The organism is Polynucleobacter sp. IMCC30063, from assembly GCF_021395235.1.
Taxonomy (GTDB): Bacteria; Pseudomonadota; Gammaproteobacteria; order Burkholderiales; family Burkholderiaceae; genus Polynucleobacter.
In genome coordinates this window covers 896301-915315 of record NZ_JAJVCQ010000001.1, presented here as the reverse complement: position 1 = coordinate 915315, position 19015 = coordinate 896301, and the positions used below count along the sequence as shown (strand labels likewise).

The 19015-nt window shown below is 40.9% G+C and carries 19 protein-coding genes; 5 read left to right on the top strand and 14 right to left on the bottom strand.

Annotated features, from left to right (window positions below):
• Positions 1-264 precede the first annotated feature (264 nt).
• The 9 genes from LZG75_RS04655 to LZG75_RS04615 all read right to left on the bottom strand — a co-directional run bounded on the left by LZG75_RS04655 (position 265) and on the right by LZG75_RS04615 (position 8933).
• On the bottom strand, positions 265-993 hold the full coding sequence (locus tag LZG75_RS04655; protein WP_233925162.1) for a hypothetical protein: 729 nt from the start codon (positions 991-993) through the stop codon (positions 265-267).
• 18 nt (positions 994-1011) lie between these two features.
• Positions 1012-1992: a tripartite tricarboxylate transporter substrate binding protein gene (locus tag LZG75_RS04650; protein ID WP_233925163.1), complete on the bottom strand. Its 981-nt coding sequence runs from the start codon at positions 1990-1992 to the stop codon at positions 1012-1014.
• A 22-nt stretch (positions 1993-2014) separates the two neighbouring features.
• Positions 2015-2239, bottom strand: a complete 225-nt coding sequence (locus tag LZG75_RS04645; RefSeq protein WP_233925164.1) for a biotin/lipoyl-binding carrier protein — start codon at positions 2237-2239, stop codon at positions 2015-2017.
• A 9-nt stretch (positions 2240-2248) separates the two neighbouring features.
• Entirely contained in the window at positions 2249-3604 is a 1356-nt protein-coding gene (locus LZG75_RS04640) for an acetyl/propionyl/methylcrotonyl-CoA carboxylase subunit alpha (protein ID WP_233935693.1), read from the bottom strand.
• Between the two features lie 4 nt (positions 3605-3608).
• Entirely contained in the window at positions 3609-5144 is a 1536-nt protein-coding gene (locus tag LZG75_RS04635; RefSeq protein WP_233925166.1) for an acyl-CoA carboxylase subunit beta, read from the bottom strand.
• A 15-nt stretch (positions 5145-5159) separates the two neighbouring features.
• Positions 5160-6389 carry a CaiB/BaiF CoA-transferase family protein gene (locus LZG75_RS04630; RefSeq protein ID WP_233935691.1) on the bottom strand — a complete coding sequence of 410 codons (1230 nt, stop codon included), beginning with the start codon at positions 6387-6389 and terminating at the stop codon, positions 5160-5162.
• 8 nt (positions 6390-6397) lie between these two features.
• The gene (locus tag LZG75_RS04625) at positions 6398-7120 is read right to left on the bottom strand and encodes a GntR family transcriptional regulator (RefSeq protein ID WP_233925168.1); all 723 of its coding nucleotides are present in this window, start codon (positions 7118-7120) and stop codon (positions 6398-6400) included.
• Between the two features lie 661 nt (positions 7121-7781).
• The gene (locus LZG75_RS04620; RefSeq protein WP_233925169.1) at positions 7782-8447 is read right to left on the bottom strand and encodes a nucleotidyl transferase AbiEii/AbiGii toxin family protein; all 666 of its coding nucleotides are present in this window, start codon (positions 8445-8447) and stop codon (positions 7782-7784) included.
• Positions 8448-8450: 3 nt separating this feature from the next.
• Complete coding sequence (locus LZG75_RS04615; protein WP_233925170.1) at positions 8451-8933, bottom strand: helix-turn-helix transcriptional regulator; 483 nt, start codon at positions 8931-8933, stop codon at positions 8451-8453.
• A gap of 690 nt (positions 8934-9623) precedes the next feature.
• On the opposite strand from LZG75_RS04615, the gene LZG75_RS04610 reads away from it, so the two are divergent.
• Positions 9624-11039 carry an exonuclease domain-containing protein gene (locus LZG75_RS04610; protein WP_233925171.1) on the top strand — a complete coding sequence of 472 codons (1416 nt, stop codon included), beginning with the start codon at positions 9624-9626 and terminating at the stop codon, positions 11037-11039.
• Positions 11040-11049: 10 nt separating this feature from the next.
• Here LZG75_RS04610 and LZG75_RS04605 read toward each other — a convergent pair whose 3' ends face one another.
• Positions 11050-11397 (bottom strand): HNH endonuclease, encoded by a 348-nt coding sequence (locus LZG75_RS04605; protein ID WP_233925172.1) that lies wholly within the window; start codon positions 11395-11397, stop codon positions 11050-11052.
• Positions 11398-11542: 145 nt separating this feature from the next.
• Here LZG75_RS04605 and LZG75_RS04600 point away from each other — a divergent pair, with 145 nt between their 5' ends.
• Positions 11543-13078: a cryptochrome/photolyase family protein gene (locus LZG75_RS04600; RefSeq protein ID WP_233935688.1), complete on the top strand. Its 1536-nt coding sequence runs from the start codon at positions 11543-11545 to the stop codon at positions 13076-13078.
• A 76-nt stretch (positions 13079-13154) separates the two neighbouring features.
• Entirely contained in the window at positions 13155-13580 is a 426-nt protein-coding gene (locus LZG75_RS04595; RefSeq protein ID WP_233935686.1) for a DUF2452 domain-containing protein, read from the top strand.
• Positions 13581-13590: 10 nt separating this feature from the next.
• Here the strand turns inward: LZG75_RS04595 and LZG75_RS04590 are convergent, their stop codons facing one another.
• Positions 13591-14379 (bottom strand): formylglycine-generating enzyme family protein, encoded by a 789-nt coding sequence (locus LZG75_RS04590; RefSeq protein WP_233935684.1) that lies wholly within the window; start codon positions 14377-14379, stop codon positions 13591-13593.
• A gap of 309 nt (positions 14380-14688) precedes the next feature.
• On the opposite strand from LZG75_RS04590, the gene LZG75_RS12315 reads away from it, so the two are divergent.
• Entirely contained in the window at positions 14689-15234 is a 546-nt protein-coding gene (locus LZG75_RS12315; protein ID WP_233925178.1) for a YggT family protein, read from the top strand.
• A gap of 122 nt (positions 15235-15356) precedes the next feature.
• On the opposite strand, the gene LZG75_RS04580 is transcribed toward LZG75_RS12315, so the two are convergent.
• The 3 genes from LZG75_RS04580 to LZG75_RS04570 form a co-directional block, all read right to left on the bottom strand.
• A complete protein-coding gene (locus LZG75_RS04580; protein WP_233935679.1) occupies positions 15357-15830 on the bottom strand; it encodes a hypothetical protein in 474 nt (157 codons plus the stop codon).
• Between the two features lie 202 nt (positions 15831-16032).
• The gene (locus tag LZG75_RS04575; protein WP_233925182.1) at positions 16033-16809 is read right to left on the bottom strand and encodes an enoyl-CoA hydratase/isomerase family protein; all 777 of its coding nucleotides are present in this window, start codon (positions 16807-16809) and stop codon (positions 16033-16035) included.
• 38 nt (positions 16810-16847) lie between these two features.
• A complete protein-coding gene (locus tag LZG75_RS04570; protein WP_233935673.1) occupies positions 16848-17633 on the bottom strand; it encodes an IclR family transcriptional regulator in 786 nt (261 codons plus the stop codon).
• A gap of 151 nt (positions 17634-17784) precedes the next feature.
• Between LZG75_RS04570 and LZG75_RS04565 the strand changes: the two genes are divergently transcribed.
• The gene (locus tag LZG75_RS04565) at positions 17785-19005 is read left to right on the top strand and encodes a CaiB/BaiF CoA-transferase family protein (protein ID WP_233935671.1); all 1221 of its coding nucleotides are present in this window, start codon (positions 17785-17787) and stop codon (positions 19003-19005) included.
• Positions 19006-19015: the final 10 nt, after the last annotated feature.

The window sequence follows — 19015 nt, the reverse complement described above, 5'->3', positions numbered from 1 at the left end:
GCAATCGTAACCATGGTTGATGGCAAGATAGTTCGGATCCCAGCTTCTGAGCTCATTAAAAAGCGCCAGCCTGGCGTCTAAGTACCGTTGGCCGCGAGTTCGACTTTGAGCAAAGCGAAAAGCGGTGGACACTAACTTTGTGTAGCAAAGTTATGTGGAAGTCAATCCCGCCCGACCCACTAAGCTGGAACTCAAGCAATAAATTTGTCGGTTTACCCAACCTACCAGATATATGAAAGCCCCTTGAGAAAAATAAACCTATCGTTATTGATAGGTTTTTTCTTTTAAAGGCATTTGTAGAACTAGTAATTCAGCATAGCCATCTAATACTTTTATTTCAAAGGGCTTTTCTTTGGCCGAGGCAAAAATATTTTGCTTAGCACCAATAACAACACCATCAATATAGACTGCTCCACCAATTACAACTAAAAATATTCCATCTACATTATCTGCAGGCCTTACTAAATAAGATGTGAAGCTAGGCATCCTTAGTAAACCAATGCCAAGACCAACATCAACCTCAAAATGATCCCAAGAAAATTCGGGAGACTTCAGACCCCATATCGATTGGGGTACCGATGGTAAAAATTGCCTGCTAGTAAAATGATGTTTTGGCCCTTGAATAAATTGACTCTTTTTTTCCGGCAAGAATTTTGCCCCTGGATCATGCATGGATCTCAACGTTAAGTAATCGAGACCCAATGGGCCGGCAACTATCGGGCCATATCCAGTGTAGGCACCAGCATAATGAACAATGTATGGTCCTATGGCATGCCGACCAAAATATCCAGAGCCCTCTATAAATACCTGGAATTGATTCTGCACATGAAAATGGAGAGGGTTAGTAATGTTAGGCAGTTGCTTGATTAAATATGACTGAGGAGATCGACTATCGTCAATCTCCCTCTCAAAATAATCCTGCCGATAATATTTAAGACCGTTAGGTTGCTCATGATATGAAAGAGCCTCCTCTTGGTTTGCAATCTTTATCATTAAGATTCTTTCAGATATTTACTCTATTTTGGCGCCTGAGTCTCGAACTCTTTGCCCCCACTTCGTGTACTCCGTCTGAATGAATGCTGAAAATTCTGCTGGACTATTACTCTTAAGAGACTCAGATCCGAGTTCATTCAATCGCTTAATTACATCTGGGTCGTCCAAGATGGCATTTAATTCCTTATGTAGCTTATCAATAATGGGCTTAGGGGTTCCGGCAGGCGCCAAAAGGCCTAACCAAGCACCACCATTAAAACCAGTAAGGCCCTGCTCATCTAAAGTTGGCACATCTTGCGCAAACTGTGAACGAGTCAGACCACCCGTTGCTACAGCCTTTAATTTCCCAGCCTTAATATGTGGCATCAGAGTTAACATCGTGTCAAAGGTCATATCGACCTGTCCAGACATTACATCAATTTGAGACTGTGCACTTCCTTTGTAGGGAATATGTGTAACATTAATTCCAGCTTGGCGCGTCAACATACTCATCAATAAGTGACTAGTACTTCCATTACCAATCGATGCATAGGTTAGCTGACCTGGATTTGCCTTGGCCTTTTCAGTTAATTGCTGAATTGTATTAATGCCAGTTTTAGGGCTAGTGACAACTACATATGGTAACCATGACACCAATCCAATAGGAGCAAAGTTCTTACGTGGATCATAGGTAAGATTGGTATATAGATTAGGGTTAATCGCTAACGGGGCAGTTGCACTCAATACCAAGGTGTACCCATCTGGCGCTGCTTTGGCAACAAATGCAGAACCCATACTCCCACCTTGGCCCGCTTTGTTGTCAACAATAAAAGTCTTGCCAAATTTATTGGTAAATCTTTCTGCCAAAACACGAGCAACAGTATCGGTAGCAGTACCCGGGGGAAATCCAACTATGATAGTAACCGTTCTATCAGGATAATTTGCAATCGACTGCGCGGCAACATTACCACCAAACAAAAGAATGCAGCTGATTACTACAAAAGATTTTATTAGCCTCATATACGCCCCTTTTTTTAGGATTTTATTTACTTTCTACTATCGCCACAATTTGTCCTTCTGCAACCGTATCTTCCTCGGAAACCTTTAATTCAATTAATGTCCCTGGCTCTTCAGCAATCACTGGAATCTCCATTTTCATGGACTCAAGAATCATAATAATGTCACCCTCCAGAATTTCTTCTCCAACTTGTTTTTTTATTTTCCATACTGAACCAGTTACCTCAGAGCATAATTCATTTTTTTTCATCATATCCTCTTAATTGTTATTTTTAGCCATAATTTCAGATAGCGAGTTCGTGTGAATCTTTCCACACTTAAATTCACTAGAATTTAAGGCCTGCAATAAAGCAGGGATATTATTTTTAACACCCTCGATTTCAAATTCCTTTAAAGCCTCTTTTAGACTTAATATTGCTTGCTCTCTTGTATTTTCGTACGCAATGACCTTAGCAATCATCGGATCATAAAAAGGCGTTACATCTCGGCCTTGTGCATATCCAGTCTCTACACGGATATTTTTGCTTGTCGGGGGACGAAAAATAGTCAATTTACCAGGTGATGGGAAAAAACGTTTGGGGTCTTCCGCATAGACTCTTGCCTGTATTGCATGACCTTCAATAGAAATATCTTTTGGCAAAACTACGTCCAATCTTGCACCTGCAGCTAATAGGATTTGTGATTGCACTAAATCCACACCCGTGACCTCCTCTGTAACGCCATGCTCCACCTGAAGGCGAGTATTCATTTCCAGAAAGGCGAAAGATTTATCTTCGCCCATTAGCATTTCCACAGTACCAATGTTGTCATACTGCATCTCGCTCATCACTCGAGTCACATTATCAGCAACCGAATCAATTACTTCCCTATTTATTCCTGGGGCACCAGCCTCTTCTATTACCTTTTGATGCCTTCTCTGAATAGAGCAATCACGTTCATATAAGTGACGTACCGAACCGTATTGATCGCCTAATATTTGTATTTCTATATGCCTTGGGCGCTCCAGGAGCTTTTCTAAATACACTGCGGGGTTGGAAAAGCCTCTTTCAGCCATAGATCTCGCTCGCTCAACTGCCTCAAATAATTGAGCTTCATCATAAGCTGGAAGCATACCTATGCCGCCGCCGCCAGCAGCTGGCTTAACTAAAACGGGATATCCAATCTTGCGCGCTGCTGCTGCAACTTTCGCCTGGTCAGGGGGTAGAACCTCTGAACCTTGCCCTACTGGTAATCCATATTGTCGAGCCAATTCTCTTGCTTTTGTCTTATGCCCCATCGCCTCAATCCATTTTGGACTAGGCCCTATAAATACTTTATCTAAGGCGACTACACCTGAGGCAAACCCAAAATTCTCAGATAAGAATCCATAACCAGGATGAATCGCATCAGCATTTGATTCTTGTAAAACTTTTAATATCCGGTCCTGATTAAGATAACTCTCTTTTGCGGGTGAGGCTCCAATATAATAGCTTTCTGAAGCATAAGCCAAATAGGGCGCTCCAGCATCAGCTTCAGAATAGACGGCAACTGAGGGAATCGACATTTCATTCAATGCACGTAATACCCTAGCGGCAACCGCACCTCTATTAGCAACCAAGACCTTATTTAATATCATAAATTTAATATGCTGTAGGCCATGTGCGCATTAAATGCTCACCTACGCCATTACTCAAACGCATACGATGCACTTCAAGCATGCGAATAAGGTAATCGCGGGTTTCGCTCGGTAAGACTACGGATTGAACTGCATACATTGAGGCAATATCCCAAACATTACTCCCCTTAGCCATCTCAGTAACAGCTTCTTCATAGCCATCATCCCCTGGATTTAAGCCATGGACAATGCTAGTCGCAAAATTTGGATCCATAAAACTAATCTCAGCAGTTGGCCAGGCTGCAAATTCATCAGAATTTCTCCCGCCACCCATATTCAGATAAGCCTGTCCATAACTCTTACGCATAACTACTGTGATTTTTGGGACTGTTGTGAGTGATACTGCGCTCATAAAATTAATAATTTTTCCTGGCGCGCGTTTACGCTCCGCATCTAATCCAATAATGAATCCAGGTGTATCAACCAGCATAACAATTGGGATATTGAAGGAATCGCACATCACGATAAAATTTGTTGCCTTCTCGCAAGCTTCGGTATCCATCGCACCACCCTTCACCAAAGGATTATTAGCAATAATCCCAACTGAATACCCATTTAAGCGCGTTAGCGCTGTTACTAAGACCTTACCAAAACGAGGTTTCAATTCAAAATAACTGCCAGTATCAACAATTGTCAGGATTACTTTGCGAACGTCATATACCTGAGTTCTTTTTTCTGGCAACAAATCCAAAATATTAGTCATTTGACTACCAGAATCTTTCGGCACAGGATAAACAGGTGGAGCTTGTTTATGATGGGCTGGCATATAAGATAAGAATTCCTTGATTGCATCCAAAGCTTCCTCATCTGTTTCTGCAACTCTATCAATGAGTCCAGTCGTTTCGCTATGAAGCTTCCATCCACCAATTTCCTCTGGATCAACTTGCTCTTTAATTGCCAAAGAGACCAGCTGAGGACTAGATACGGCCATAATGGCGCCTTTGCGCATCACACTAAAGTCGGAATACCCCGTATACCAAGTAGAAGATCCGTAGCAATATCCCAACACAGCACTTGCCCAAGGTGTTTCGCGCATTCTTCGGTATTGTGTAGGGTCATTACCCAACATAGAGCCCATACCTTTTGAACCCATCGTATCTGGCATCCTTGCACCCGAGGATTCGCCGAGAAAAACAATTGGCAAACCTCTTTGGGTTGCCACTCGCTTCATTTGCCCAATCTTTTTGCCGTTTGTAGCACTACTTGAAGCACCCTTTACTGTAAAGTCATTTGAGACAACTGCAACATCTCGACCGTCAATTTTTGCGTATCCAGTGATCTTCCCATCTGCTGGGGTCTTTTCTCTATCGGACTCAACAGCTGATGATGTCCCAAAGAGTCCAGACTCTATAAAACTATCCTGATCTACCAAATAAGAGATTCTCTCTCTTGCATTTAGGATGCCATCGTTTTTTCTTTGCTCAAGCTTTGCAGCAGACCCCATGGCCAAGGCTTTTATTTTTTTCTCATTATATTCTTGCAAAATTTTTTCAAATGCCATTGCTTTAATCCTGTTCTACGTTAAATTTTCATGTGCATAAATAATATGGTTTGCTTGAAGGCGGCTTAATTCCTCTTTCGAAAAACCACCAACTCGAGCAAGCACGGAAAGAGTATCTTCACCAATACGCTTTCCTGTATGCCGTATTTCCCCAGGAGTTCTTGAAAGTCGCGGGACTGGTGCAGCCATAGCAACTGCCCCTAGCTCCTCATCACTCACTTTTGATATCGCGTCTCTATCCTTGTAGTGAGGATCCTGGAAGATATCCGCCATATCAAAAATACGAATTCCTGGGACACTTGTAGAGTTGAGTTTTTCTTCAACAGCGTCAACACTCAAACTACTGGTCCATTGATTGATTAGGCGATCCAATTCCAAATAATTTTTAGAGCGTTCTATTGCGCTATAAAAACGAGGGTCACTAACTAATTCTGGTTGCCTCATGCAATCTTCAGCTAATCTTTTAAATAAAGAATTTCCCATTGCCGTGATATGAACAAAGTGACCATCATTCGTTTCATATAAATTATTTGGAGTACTTCCTGGCAAACGAGAGCCTGTTCTATTAGCTATAACACCTAATTGGTCAAATGCTGAAATATGGGGCTCCATAAAACTAAAGGCGCACTCATATAACGCAGTATCTATAGTCTGCCCTTGCCCATCTTTAGCTCTTGCCAATAGTGACATCACTACGCCAAATGCTGCATAAAGCCCGGTGATGTAATCAGTCAAAGAGACTCCAACCCTTGTAGGAGGGCGATCAGGATCTCCTGTGATATGCCTTAATCCACTAAGCGCTTCACCAATCACACCGTATCCAGTCCGCTGGCTATATGGGCCCGTTTGACCAAATCCACTAATCCTTGCCATGATCAAGCTGGGATTAATAGTCTTTAGATCCTCATAGCCTAAACCCCACTTCTCTAGACCGCCAGGTCTAAAGTTTTCAACGATCACGTCGATCTTTGGAATCAGCTTTCGAATAACTTCTTGACCTTCAGATGTTCTAAGATCAACTGAGATAAGTGACTTATTTCTAAAAATACTAGATGCATATAGTGACTTATCTTTAACGTGATGTCCCATCGTACGAACTGCATCTCCTTCAAAGGGCTCAACCTTAATTACCTCAGCCCCAAAATCGGCCAATAATCTTCCACAAAAAGGGCCAGCAATAGTTGATCCCATTTCGAGAACTCTATATCCCGATAATGGTCCACAGGTTTGATCTAATTTATTCATATTTAGCCCTACAAGACGAAACTTTCGTATCGTCGTAATGCATCCTTAGCGCTGCGAATGTTTTGTCTTCTTAATTGTTCTGCAAGATCGGCATCACCACTTCGCATAGCTCCTAAAACAGCTTGGTGCTCCATTAGACCTATAGAAGCGCGTCCGGGTAAGATTAGAATTCTGCGGATAATTGCTTGGGTTTTTTCATAAACCATATCGAGCATATTGGTTAAAACCGGATTATTTGCAGCTAATAACATGCGTCTTCTAAATAGTCCATAGCCCGCTAAAAATGATTCGTAATCCTGATTCTCAATGTAGCGCATCATTTTGCCGTTAAAAAGATCCACGAGATCTTGCCATGAATCTGGAGAAGCATTTTGGGTTGCTAATCGAGCGCACAGTCCCTCTAAAACCTCTCGGGCGTCATAAATTTCGAATACTTGAGAAAGGTCTAGGCGAATTACAACTGCGCCACGGTTTGGAATACGCTCAATTAATCCGCGTTGCTCTAAGCCAATAAAAGCCTCGCGAATAATATTACGGGGCACTAGAAACTCTTCGGCTAACTCACTCTCTCCTAATTTAGCGCCAGGTGCAATCTCTTGCTTAGCGATGCGTTCACGCAAGATATTCTGAATATCCAAACTTCTTTTATTCGAAACAACAAGACCCAGAGCCGGCTTATCTTTACCCGCTCTGATATTGCTCTGCGTTCCTTTTTCTTTGGAAATGACCATTTGTTTACCTTTTAGCCACTTTAATATTTTGATAACAATATTGTCAACAATTTTGTTAATATTTTGAGAAAGATCAATTATCCACCATTATATTGATTTTTTACTTGCTAAGCTATTGTTTTTAATGAATTTATTATTTAGAGAAACATCTAGGTTCAGTTGATAATTTGTCGGTTTACCCGACAAAATAGTATCGATGCCACCTGACTCCAATATTCCGCTTTCTGATCCCAAAAGACCCGCTGTCTATGCCTCACCCAAGACCAGGCAGAAATAGGCCAATATCTTGCGTACTTTTTTAAAACAATTAGACATCTTTTAATCCGTTGGTCGTGGGATCGACTTTGAGCAAAGCGAAAAGCGGTGGACACTAACTTTGTGTAGCAAAATTATGTGAAAGCCAATCCCGCCCGACCCACCAGCATTACCGAAGCCTCACTTCTGCAGGGCTTTTATTGCTTACATCATCCCTCCAAATAGCTCTTTAAAGCCTGTTTTAGAGCTATTTTTTGGCTAGGAAATCAACCCCAAATCCATTAAAAAAATAGACATGCCGATCTGGAAGAAACTAAACAACGTTATGTCACGTTACGACGCGGATGACACTTACTACTACCTTGGTGCAGAAGTAATTCGAAATAATGCAGATTCTCTTTAACCATTACTTAAGTAACCTCAAGAATGAGGTTGCCCTCTGTGCTGCCTCGTCGTAACTTGGCCTGTAATTCAGTACATCAATTTCAGAAAACTGGGCTTTTAGCACTGCCGCCCTGCTAGCAATTTGGTTAATAAATTGCTCAGCATTCTTTCGCAAGAACTTAGCCGCTTTTACTAAGGCTTCAGGCTCGCGCTCAATAACTAAAGACAGATCAAATAAATCACGGGCAGTAGTCCTGTCACCTCGATGCCATAATTTCTTTGCCACAATCTCTGTAGCAGTTTCTACTCGAATAGGCTGCCCACTAATATTCCATATTTCAAATGGCGCTTCAGTTAAGTTTGGGGATACCACAAAGTCGATCTCCCCTTCTGGACGAATTAACTTAACGAAAGTGCTTTGATCTTCAACATAGTCCGTACTTACCGCTGCAGCGACATCGCTTAAGCGCGGAGTAACAAACCCTAGATACTGAGGGTCTGGCATAAAGATATCAATATCTTTGCTAAGGCGATGCTGATAGCGAATCATCAACACTGTGCCTCCGCCAAAAGTCCAGTATGGATCAGGAGTTCCGTGATTCTTGATATCTTCAATAATCGAAAGCGCATGGGGTAATAAATCTTTCCACACACCTTCAGGAAGCTCGCTCTCTATAAAATTACTCATAGATTAAGCCCAAGCCGATCTTGGTGAATGCATCTCATGCGCCCACCGATTAATATTTTTCCAGATGAACTTAGGCGCCACATGATTCATCGCTGCCGCCTCTTCAACTGCAGCCACAATAATTTCTAATGGCGCTTCATCCAATAAAGTTGCTACATGGGGGTAGATGCTCTCGGGTAACTCTCCACATGCCAACGAATGAGATAAGTTCCTGCTTTGCAACTTAGTCTTATAACTAACACTAGCCGTCTTACTGGCCATATCTAAGCCACGATGTTTTTTACTGTGCTCTTGAGTAATCACATCCAAACCCAGCAACGATAGCAAAGATAGCAACTTAGCTGCGCCCAAATCATTCAAACTACCCTTCTCCAGATGATGGATAGTCGATCTTGAAAGACCGCAAAGCTTTGCCAACCGGTCTTGGGATAAACCCAGATCAGTACGACGCTGCCCGACTTTGAGACCGATTTCGCGTAAGTTCATAAATGTACTATAGCATAAATTGTGTAATATATTACACATTATTTTAATGAGGTTGATCCAGCAATCACCAAGACTTTGAACTTTGCACCAATTTACAATCGCACACTCAATCGCACACTCATTTTTTGTCGTATAGAACATTGATTTATATAGGGTGTTGAATTGCACGCAAACTAATCCAATTAGCGCCCTAATTTGCTACCAATTTCAGCCCAGTATCCGCTCAATATAGGCTGCCACTCACAGATAACCTGATCATTTAGATGGATTAAAGTTAAATACAAATGCTAGATCAGCTTTGGACGCAAATTAACATATCGATGGGCACCGATTTAATAAAAACCATAGAATAGCGTTAATTTCTATTTTTTGAGAGTTTATTCATGAATCATTATCTAGATAGCTGCTTAATTACTTCACCTATTTTTAGCCGAGCAAAAGTATGGTTAAAGCTACGTGAAAGCGCCTTCCAATGAAAGCACCTGATAAGCGCTGCTGCGGATCGGGTGTTTGCATTATTAATGATCTGGGCGAGTGCTGGTGCGGCCAGGTATGGAATGGAGAGAAGATGGTCGCCCCTAGTTTAGGCATAGATACGATCAGCAAACAAACACAAGAATCAGATCCCAAGAAATTGACGTCCAAGTCTTAAATAACTGCACCCTATATTCAAATAAATTACGATTATGTATGTTAAAAAAGGAATGTCACTATCCTGAACTTGCTTTTGTTGATATTGAAACTACGGGATCTCATTTTGAGCGTGATCGGATTACAGAAATAGGGATCAAAACCTTAGCTAACGAAGAAATCAGCACGTGGGAGGCATTAGTCAACCCACAAATTTTTATTCCTCAGCATATTCAACGTCTTACCGGTATATCACCATTAATGGTGGCAGATCAACCTATTTTTGAGGAACTTGCTACAAAAATAAAAGAGGGGTTACAGGGTAAAGTCTTTGTGGCACATAACGCCCGTTTTGACTATGGATTTATCAAAGCCTCTTTCAAGCGAATAGGTATTGAATTTAAGCCTAAAGTTTTATGCACTGTAAAGCTTTCAAGGCTACTATTTCCTGATCAGCCTCGCCATAATTTGGATACCATCATCAACGTACATCAATTGAGCGTGAGCGCTAGACATCGTGCATTGGGAGATGCGGACTTACTTTTACAGTTTTGGCGAGTATGTGAGCAAGCAGTTGGAAAAGAGCGCCTTCTTGAGGCCTTAAATCAATTAATAGGTAACGCTAGTTTGCCATCAAATATAGATCAAGTATTAATTGACTCAATTCCAGATGGCCCAGGCTGCTATATCTTTTATGGCGAAAATAAGAATCCACTTTATATTGGGAAAAGCATTGCTATGCGAAGTAGGGTAATGGGACATTTTCAAAGCGCCTTAACACAACGTAAGGAAATGAAGCTTTCACTCCAAGTTAGAGACATAGATTGGATTGAAACTAGCGGAGAATTAAGCGCTCTAATTTTAGAGTCAAGATTAATCAAAGAACGTATGCCTAGCATGAATATAAAGTTACGTCGCTCTAAGGACCTATGCGCTTGGAGTTTAGAGAGGGATGCAATTGGAGTACTCAGGCCATCACTAATAACTCACCATAATTTATCTCCAGGACTGCAAGAAAACTTATATGGTTTGTTTTATAGCAAGAGGGATGCAAATGCTTATTTAAAGGCAATTTCGAAAAAGTATCGACTTTGCGAGGCATTACTTTGCCTAGAGAAGCAGATTGAAGGCAAGTCTTGTTTTGGATATCAAGTAAAACAATGTAGCGGAGCTTGTGTAGGTGTCGTACCAATCGAAATACATAACCTACAGTTAAAAACAGCTATGGATTTATATAAGGTTCAAATCTGGCCTTATTCTGGAGCGATAGCAATTCAAGAGGGCAATGAAATGATCGTAATTGATAAATGGTGCTACCTAGGTGTCGCTATTAATCAAGATGAGCTATACGAATTAGCCGCTTTTGGGGATGCCGAATTTGATCTTGATATTTATAAAATTATTAAGAAAGCTTTATCTGGGCGATATAAAAAACAAGTAATACTCTTAGATTTAAAGCAAAATAGCGACAACTAATACAAAGTAGTTAGTTTATTTTGAGACGAGCGCTTTTACGGGTTTTTTCATAAAAGTAATTAGGTTTAGATTTGACCCAACTAATAAATTTTTTAATTTCAGCTTGGTTCCTAAGGCTTGAGGCGTTATTTAATTCTTTTGCTAATTCAGTTTCTGTAAAGTGAGCATGAATTTGTTGGTGGCAAATACGGTGCAGGTATTCAGTCGTTTTGCCACCTTTAGATTTTGGAACCAAATGATGGGCATCTTTTTGTGAATCGGGAATAGGACGCTCACAAATTGGACAAATTAATTCGTATATCTGCTTATTAATGGGTGATGAATGCAAAATCATTTTCTGACGAATTTTCCCGATCATTTAGAATTTTTTTAATTAGGAATTGAAGGGTTTAGCAGTTTATGGGGGTTTTAGGCCATTTTTCTATACCGTACTAGTTTAGTAAATAAGTCTTAAACTTGCACGATGCCAAAATTTTGCGTTAATTGATGTATTTCTGGAAAAAATGAAAAATTTAAATAGGCTGATCTTAATTCTGGGCGATCAATTAGATCTTCAGGGGTCGGCGCTCAAAGACTTCAACGCAAAAAATGATGAAATCATCATGATTGAATCGATAAACGAGGCCCAGTATGTTTGGTCACATAAGGCTAAAATTGCATTATTTTTATCTGCCATGCGGCATTTTGCGCAGGCCCTAGAAGAGCGGCAATATCCCCTTACCTACATAAAGGAATCTACGCTACCCATTGTGGAGGTCTTGCGGCAGCAGCTTATTCATAAAAAAATTTCACGCCTAGTTTGCGTTCTGCCAGGGGAGTGGCGCTTAAAGGTTGCTATAACAGAGCTAGCACAGGACTTAAGCTTAGAACTTGAGATGCGGGAGGATGAACATTTCTTTTGTTCACGCCAAGATTTCGTCAACTGGACTGCTGGTAAAAAAGAATTAAGGCTCGAATACTTCTACCGTTTGATGCGTAAAACTCACGGCATCTTGGTCGATGCTGACGGCAATCCCGAGGGCGGGCAATGGAATTTTGACCAAGATAATCGTAAACCCTATCCTAAAAAGGGCCCTGGAATAATTGATCCTCCACCTACATTTGAGCCAGATCCACTCACTCGGAAGGTCTTGGCTTATGTAAATAAGAAATATAAAGATCATCCTGGAAATTTAGATCAATTTTATTGGCCCGTAACAAGAGATCAGGCCCTAAAGGCCTTAAATTATTTTGTTAAATATCGCTTGCAGAATTTTGGAACTTTTCAAGATGCCATGTGGACTGACACCCCGTTTGGTTGGCATTCACTGCTGTCTAGCGCACTGAATCTTAAGTTACTGAATCCGCGCGAGGTTATTGCGACCGTATTAATTGCTTGGAAAAAATATGGCTTAGATTTATCTACTGTTGAAGGTTTTATAAGGCAGATTTTGGGTTGGAGAGAATTTGTACGAGGCATGTATTACCTTGACATGCCACAAATGAGCCAAGCTAATTATTACAACCATCAGCGTCCTTTACCGAAGTGGTATTGGTCGGGTAAAACTAGTATGGCCTGCATGAAAGATACGATTAAACAAACACTTGAGTATGGCTATGCACACCATATTCAGCGTTTAATGGTTACTGGTAACTTTGCTTTGCTAGCCGAAATACTCCCAAGTGAAGTTAGTAATTGGTATTTAGCTATTTATGTTGATGCCATTGAGTGGGTTGAGCTTCCTAATACAGTTGGCATGGCTTTATTTGCTAATGGGGGAAGATTTACAAGTAAACCCTATATTGCGAGCGGTGCATATATTAAGCGAATGAGTAATTATTGTGGTTCATGCAAATATAAACCAGAGGTTCGTTTTGGTGAAACTGCTTGTCCAATAACAACGCTCTATTGGAATTTTCTGATCAAGCATCGCGCACAGTTTGATGCAAACCCTCGGACTAGATTAATGACGGCGAATTTAAAAAAGATTAGTGATCCCGATCAAAAGGCTATAAAAAAGCATGCCCAAGAATTATTAAGTCAGTTGGATGGGCTTTAATATAGCTACCAGCCAATTTAGTAAATAAGTTTTACACTTACTAATTAATGTCCTTAGTTATTAATTTATAGGAGTTATGGTGAGAATAGAAGATACCGATCCAGCCAGACATGCTGGTATTGAATACCCAATGGAAGTTGGTGCCCCAGTTTTTGCACCGATTAAAGTGGTTGAAGAGAAAGATAAAGCGGTTAATGTTGCACGACAAAATGCAAAGTTAGAGTATGACCGCATTATGGAGCAGGCTGAAGTTTTGATGAAGCAGGCCAGAGCTTTACAGGCAAGACTATATGCAACTGAAATGGTGCATTGTGCAAAGTTTAGCTTTAACCCAATTCATGGAAAAACTTATCATCTTTATTATGATGAACGTAATTCTGTGAATCTATTAATTCAGAATGGGCCTAAAGATTGGAGCTGTGGAATCCCTAATAAGTGGATTTATTCAATGGCTGTAAAAAAATTAGGCGATAGTACTTGGGCAATCGTTGAAGACGAGTAAATCCTATCTACTATTTTTTTAGGACGGCGTCAGCCACACACCGAAAGCCAATATAAACCACTGCTATATCACTTGGCTTTGATTCGACATCAGATTCTTGTTGCCGCTCAGGCCCGTACCACCAAGATGCACCGCGGGTAATATATCCACCATTATGCTCAGTAGCGGTCCACTCCCAGACGTTACCGCCCATGTCATATAAACCATTAACACCGGGTTTAGTTGTACCAACCTGAACATGACCTGTGCCACGATTGAGTGCGCCCGCTGGAGCTAAGCCCCTATAATCACCGCAGCCACTTAAGCAATGAGAAGTAGTCGGATTCACCCCTCCTGGATATGAATAGCGCTGCCCTTTGATATATCCAGTTGGCGGGTTAGCTCGCTGCTCTAAAAATGCCGCTGAAGTCCACTCTGCATCTGTTGGCAAGCGCTTGCCATAGAAACGGCAAATAGAGTCAGCCTCCTTTTGATTGAGATGTACTGCGGGCTCAGTTTCTTTTGCCGGTACCCCATAAGGCGTTTTCCAGATCCAGCCAGGTTTTTTTACAAATCCTCCTTCATAAGAAAGGCCACCTCCATTTTTCTCGGCAGCACTGACAAAATTAAAGCTAGATGCAAAACCTTTGACATCCCCAATAGTCATCTCGGTCTGATCCCAAATCAAATTACCAATTTGTACTGTAGGGATCAAAGAAATAGGCGCGCTTTGGCTAGGAGAAGAGCCAAGGAGGAAATACAAGGCACTGGCCATAAGAACAAAGCTAAAAAGAATATGGGTGTGATCGACTTTTTTCATAAAGAAATCATAGTGTTAAATTGCACGCTACATTGCAGCGAATTTCAGCTCACCATCTTTTTAATATAGGCGGCTTGCGAAAAAAAATCTCATCATGAGGGTGAATCATAATTTGCTGCAAATGATGGATTAATTTTGATTGCAAACCAACATTACGGCATCCTTGAGAGGATAAACCATTACTTTAGAAGCGCTTTAAAAGACAAACCCCACCAATTCTAGTGAGGGTTTGCTTTGCTGATGGGGCACTAGGTCTTGAACTTGGGACTAAATGGGATCTCTAGGGCTAACACCCCCTACAATGAGGAGATGTTGATACAAATCATAAACCTACTACTTCAAGTATTTGTAAGCATTGTCGCCGGAGCCTGTCTTTTGCGATGCTATATCCAATGGCTTGGATCTAATCTTGGGGCTGGTCAAATTAAATCCATTGGGTCTTATTTGTTCCCTCTCACCAATTGGATCATTCTGCCAATTCGCCGAATTATCCCTAGCCCAGGCCGATTCGACACTGCTAGTTTTCTTGCTGCCTATGTTCTAGTTTTAGGCAAAACAATTATCCTATCTTGGATATCTGGGCTAATACCTTTGACTGCATCTTCGCTGATTATTACCTCGATTGAGCTTTTAGACTTAACCATTTCAGGTCTCATTTGGCTAGTTTTTGCAAGCGTCATTCTCTCTTGGATCAGTGCTGGCTCTCCAATCCAATACCTTATATCTCTTTTAGTTGAACCACTTCTTAGGCCTATTCGACGAGCAATACCCAATCTAGGTTCACTTGATTTATCACCTCTCGTCTTATTATTAATTTTGCAAGTATTGCAGATTATTTTAAGTAATCTAAAGTAGAAAAAATAAATTGGCGTCACGCATAATGCATAAACTAGTTCGCCTTGGGTTTTTAATTCCCCCTGGCAACCCTAATGCTGAAGGTGAAGTGATTAAGATGGCGCGCCCAGCTAATTGAAACGCTAATTTGCCCCTAAGGAACATTTTTTATTCATTTGGGCACAAATTTTTAGTATCGATGCGGCTGCGGTTGAGGTACTTGATGCATCTCCATCAGCGGGGGCACTCGCTGAAATCATGATTTCAGCAGATTGGTCACTTAATGGAACAACTTTTAAGGTAATGCTTTTATTATTTTCTGACACTTTCAGTTTTAAAGTTGAAGCATCTTGAGAAACGATAGTGATTGCTTGGTTTTGCTTAGCTAGATTAATTGCTGTTGCATAAACTTTACTTGCTGGGGCATTTAAAACAACCGTAGCCATTTGAGCTGCAGGCTTTCCATTTTGATCATCTTGAGTTAGTTGGTTAATCCGACCTTCTATATGCTTAGCAGCAAAAATCCATTGGGCTGATACTGGTTCACTAACTAAAAATAATGAGCTAACAACTAACCCCACTGTTGCAATTCTTAACGCCGGATCTTTGATGGCCATGGCTTCCCCTAATTAGAGCTCCATTATGACACCTACTTGAATCGATACCAATTTCCTAGATAAGCCCAAATTTGAATTTGTTGTACATCTGCTCTCCTTAGGTTAAAAGATGAACCCCTATTTGTCTCATAGTTGCTGACGTTGGACACCAAACCCGTCGCCAAGTAGCCCCAAAATCTGTTGCACACTTGGTGATTTTTGCTTATTTTTTTAGAAAATTTTCTACAGATTTACGGTGCTCGACAGAAGAAAAACAGATGCCTAGAGCCATGTTACTTAGGGAAAATATTTCATCAAGTGTCGACTCAAAACTTTGATTTACGATACGCTTACCCAGTACAAAGGCGGGCTTAGCAGTGTCTTTGAATGAATTCGCCCATTTTTCAGCATTCAATAGTAAATCACTAGATGCTGAGTAACGATCTGCAATACCGATTTTCATTGCCTCTTCAGATTTGATTCTTCTCCCTGAAAAAATTAGATCTTTAGCCAAACTCATTCCTACCCGTCGAGGCAAAAAATACATTCCACCTCCATCTGGAATAACAGCTCTCTCAATATAAGACCAGCAAAATACTGCATTTTCACTAGCGATGATGAAATCGCATGCCAATGCTAAATCGGCCCCCAATCCAAAAGCTGGCCCATTTACTGCTGCAATCATTGGCTTTGGCATATTGTGAATTAGGGTAATTAATCTCTGAATTTCTTGATGCCGCTTCCAGCCTTTCATGGCTATTTCCCCGGGCGGTAACTCTAGTCTTTTAGCCATCACCTCAATATCACCGCCCGCACAAAAACTAGTCCCATTACCACTCAAAATAACGGCATGAATTTTTTCATCGATTGTTATTGACTCAAGGGCAATAAGAAGCTCATGCCTAATCTGGTCATTCAATGCATTATGCTTATTTGGTCGGTTCAGAAAAATAAGCGCTACACCATCCTTCATTTTTAAATCGATACATTCATCATTCATAGCTATGTCCTTATTTAGATAAATATTTAGTAATCAACTTAATATTTCCTACTGATAAAAATTCTTCCGCTATCTTTCTCAATATTATGTTTTGCTTCTAACAAGTGAGGAATGATAGTTTTATGTATCTTTAGTTCGGTCAACTTTGAGCCACTTAATGTGCAATTTAAAGCGACAGCCGGATCATCGCTACTTCCAACCCTCAGCGGCACAGCTACAGCATAAACTTTTGACTCCCAATCCCCAAGACTAAGGCAATAGGAATTATTTGCATAAAATATTTTATCTCGATGAAAGTGATGTAAATCTTTACGGTACTGTATTGGGTAAGTAATTTTTAATCTATTCAGAATAGCGAGTTGATCTTTTTCAGAAGATGAGAGCAATAGCGCACGTCCTATCGAAGTTGTTAAAAGGGGTCTACTACTACCAATGTCAGGCTTTAAAAAATTCCGTCGATCAAGACGCATTGCATCTATATACACAACCTCAAGACGCCCAAGCATCCCTAAATTAACCGTCCACTTAGTTTTAGATGCTAATTTCTCCATATGAGGGCGCGCCAAATGACGAATTTCCATTCCAGCTAACATGGGATAGCCCAGCATCAAAACCCCCGGACCAAGCCGATACTTTTGCAAGCGATCTACTTTTAGTAAGTATCCTAATTTTTCAAGCGTATAAGTTAAGCGTGAAACAGTTGCCTTGGGGAGCGAAGTTTTTTCACATAACTCTCGATTCCCTAATAATTGATCGGCCGGATTAAATGCCCTTAACACCTCTAGGCCCCTACTAAGGTTAATTGCAAACTGACGATCGATCATTTCTTTACCCCTCTTCAAGAACTTAGATCCTCTTTATGGTCATTGGGGATCACAATATATTCTAACAACTGTTTCGCTAGGCGAAACACACGGATAGCCCTAATTTTCTCTGATTCAATAGAATTGCTTACTAAAACGCACTTAAATCAATATGAACACGCCACAAATACATAGTAGTAATAAAGGTCCTTTATCTGGTGTTCGCATTCTGGATATGGCCACCGTTATTGCCGGTCCATTTGCAGCGACGCTGTGTGCCGACCTAGGCGCTGAAGTCACTAAATTAGAGTTGCCTGCGAGCAATGATCCCTTAAGAACTTTTGCCCCAATGAAGGATCATCATTCTTTATATTGGAAAGTCACTAATAGAGGTAAACAAGGCATTACTTTGGATGTGCGCAAACCTAAGGGACGAGAAATTTTTCTAAGGATGCTGCCCCTTTTTGATGTTCTAGTAGAAAATTTTAGAACTGGCACCCTCGATCAGTGGGGGCTTGATATCAAAACCTTACATCAAGCTAATCCGCAACTTATTATTCTTCGTCTCACTGGGTTTGGCCAAACTGGACCCTATGCCAGACGGCCAGGTTTTGCTCGAATATTTGAGGCGATGAGCGGCTTTACAAACCTAACGGGAATGGCAGAAGGCCCCCCTCAGCACATGAATTACCCATTAGGAGATGTAGTTTCTGGCCTATTTGGAGCCTTTTCTATTGCGGCCGCTTTAGTTGAAAGCTCTCAGTCGAAAAATAGAGTCGGTCGAGAAATCGACCTGTCAGCAACCGAAGCAATGATGCGCCTACTTGACCCTCTCGCAGCTGAATATGAACAATTAAATTACATTCGAGCGCGCACTGGATCACGGGCGACATATACGGCGCCTTCTAATATTTACAAAACATCAGATGATGTTTGGATTAGCGTCGTAGGCTCATCCGAACCAATATTTAAGCGGTTCTGCTCTGCAATGGGAGTGGATGAATTAGCAAACAATTCTAAATTTTCTAATAATCAGTCGCGCCTAAAAAACTTGGATGAATTAGACCAAATTATTTCTAACTGGTGTTCTTCTCAGACTTTTGAACACTTAGCAGTAATTCTTAACAAGAATGAGGTGCCCTTTACCAAAGTTTATGGGATTGATGATGTATTAAATGATCCCCACTTTAAAGAACGTAAAGCCATCATCCGACTTCCCGATGAAGATCTGGGCAGTATTCCAGCGCCTTGCATAGTGCCGCGCTTTTCTGGCGTTGCCGAATATATTCCCCATAGCGGCTCAAAAACTGGTGCGCACAATATTTCTTTTTATTCTGAACTTGGTTTGAGCAACGAAGAAATTTCCCAACTAAAAGCTGACAAGGTTATCTAAAAGGAATATT

Bases quoted from the DNA above. Each gene is read 5' to 3' on its own strand.
- LZG75_RS04630 (WP_233935691.1), bottom strand. From the start codon at position 6,389: ATGAATAAATTAGATCAAACCTGTGGACCATTATCGGGATATAGAGTT.
- LZG75_RS04590 (WP_233935684.1), bottom strand. From the start codon at position 14,379: ATGAAAAAAGTCGATCACACCCATATTCTTTTTAGCTTTGTTCTTATG.
- LZG75_RS04625 (WP_233925168.1), bottom strand. From the start codon at position 7,120: ATGGTCATTTCCAAAGAAAAAGGAACGCAGAGCAATATCAGAGCGGGT.
- LZG75_RS12315 (WP_233925178.1), top strand. From the start codon at position 14,689: ATGTTGATACAAATCATAAACCTACTACTTCAAGTATTTGTAAGCATT.
- LZG75_RS04640 (WP_233935693.1), bottom strand. From the start codon at position 3,604: ATGATATTAAATAAGGTCTTGGTTGCTAATAGAGGTGCGGTTGCCGCT.
- LZG75_RS04655 (WP_233925162.1), bottom strand. From the start codon at position 993: ATGATAAAGATTGCAAACCAAGAGGAGGCTCTTTCATATCATGAGCAA.
- LZG75_RS04650 (WP_233925163.1), bottom strand. From the start codon at position 1,992: ATGAGGCTAATAAAATCTTTTGTAGTAATCAGCTGCATTCTTTTGTTT.
- LZG75_RS04595 (WP_233935686.1), top strand. From the start codon at position 13,155: ATGGTGAGAATAGAAGATACCGATCCAGCCAGACATGCTGGTATTGAA.
- LZG75_RS04635 (WP_233925166.1), bottom strand. From the start codon at position 5,144: ATGGCATTTGAAAAAATTTTGCAAGAATATAATGAGAAAAAAATAAAA.
- LZG75_RS04615 (WP_233925170.1), bottom strand. From the start codon at position 8,933: ATGAACTTACGCGAAATCGGTCTCAAAGTCGGGCAGCGTCGTACTGAT.
- LZG75_RS04580 (WP_233935679.1), bottom strand. From the start codon at position 15,830: ATGGCCATCAAAGATCCGGCGTTAAGAATTGCAACAGTGGGGTTAGTT.
- LZG75_RS04570 (WP_233935673.1), bottom strand. From the start codon at position 17,633: ATGATCGATCGTCAGTTTGCAATTAACCTTAGTAGGGGCCTAGAGGTG.
- LZG75_RS04600 (WP_233935688.1), top strand. From the start codon at position 11,543: ATGAAAAATTTAAATAGGCTGATCTTAATTCTGGGCGATCAATTAGAT.
- LZG75_RS04620 (WP_233925169.1), bottom strand. From the start codon at position 8,447: ATGAGTAATTTTATAGAGAGCGAGCTTCCTGAAGGTGTGTGGAAAGAT.
- LZG75_RS04575 (WP_233925182.1), bottom strand. From the start codon at position 16,809: ATGAATGATGAATGTATCGATTTAAAAATGAAGGATGGTGTAGCGCTT.
- LZG75_RS04645 (WP_233925164.1), bottom strand. From the start codon at position 2,239: ATGAAAAAAAATGAATTATGCTCTGAGGTAACTGGTTCAGTATGGAAA.
- LZG75_RS04565 (WP_233935671.1), top strand. From the start codon at position 17,785: ATGAACACGCCACAAATACATAGTAGTAATAAAGGTCCTTTATCTGGT.
- LZG75_RS04610 (WP_233925171.1), top strand. From the start codon at position 9,624: ATGTTAAAAAAGGAATGTCACTATCCTGAACTTGCTTTTGTTGATATT.
- LZG75_RS04605 (WP_233925172.1), bottom strand. From the start codon at position 11,397: ATGATCGGGAAAATTCGTCAGAAAATGATTTTGCATTCATCACCCATT.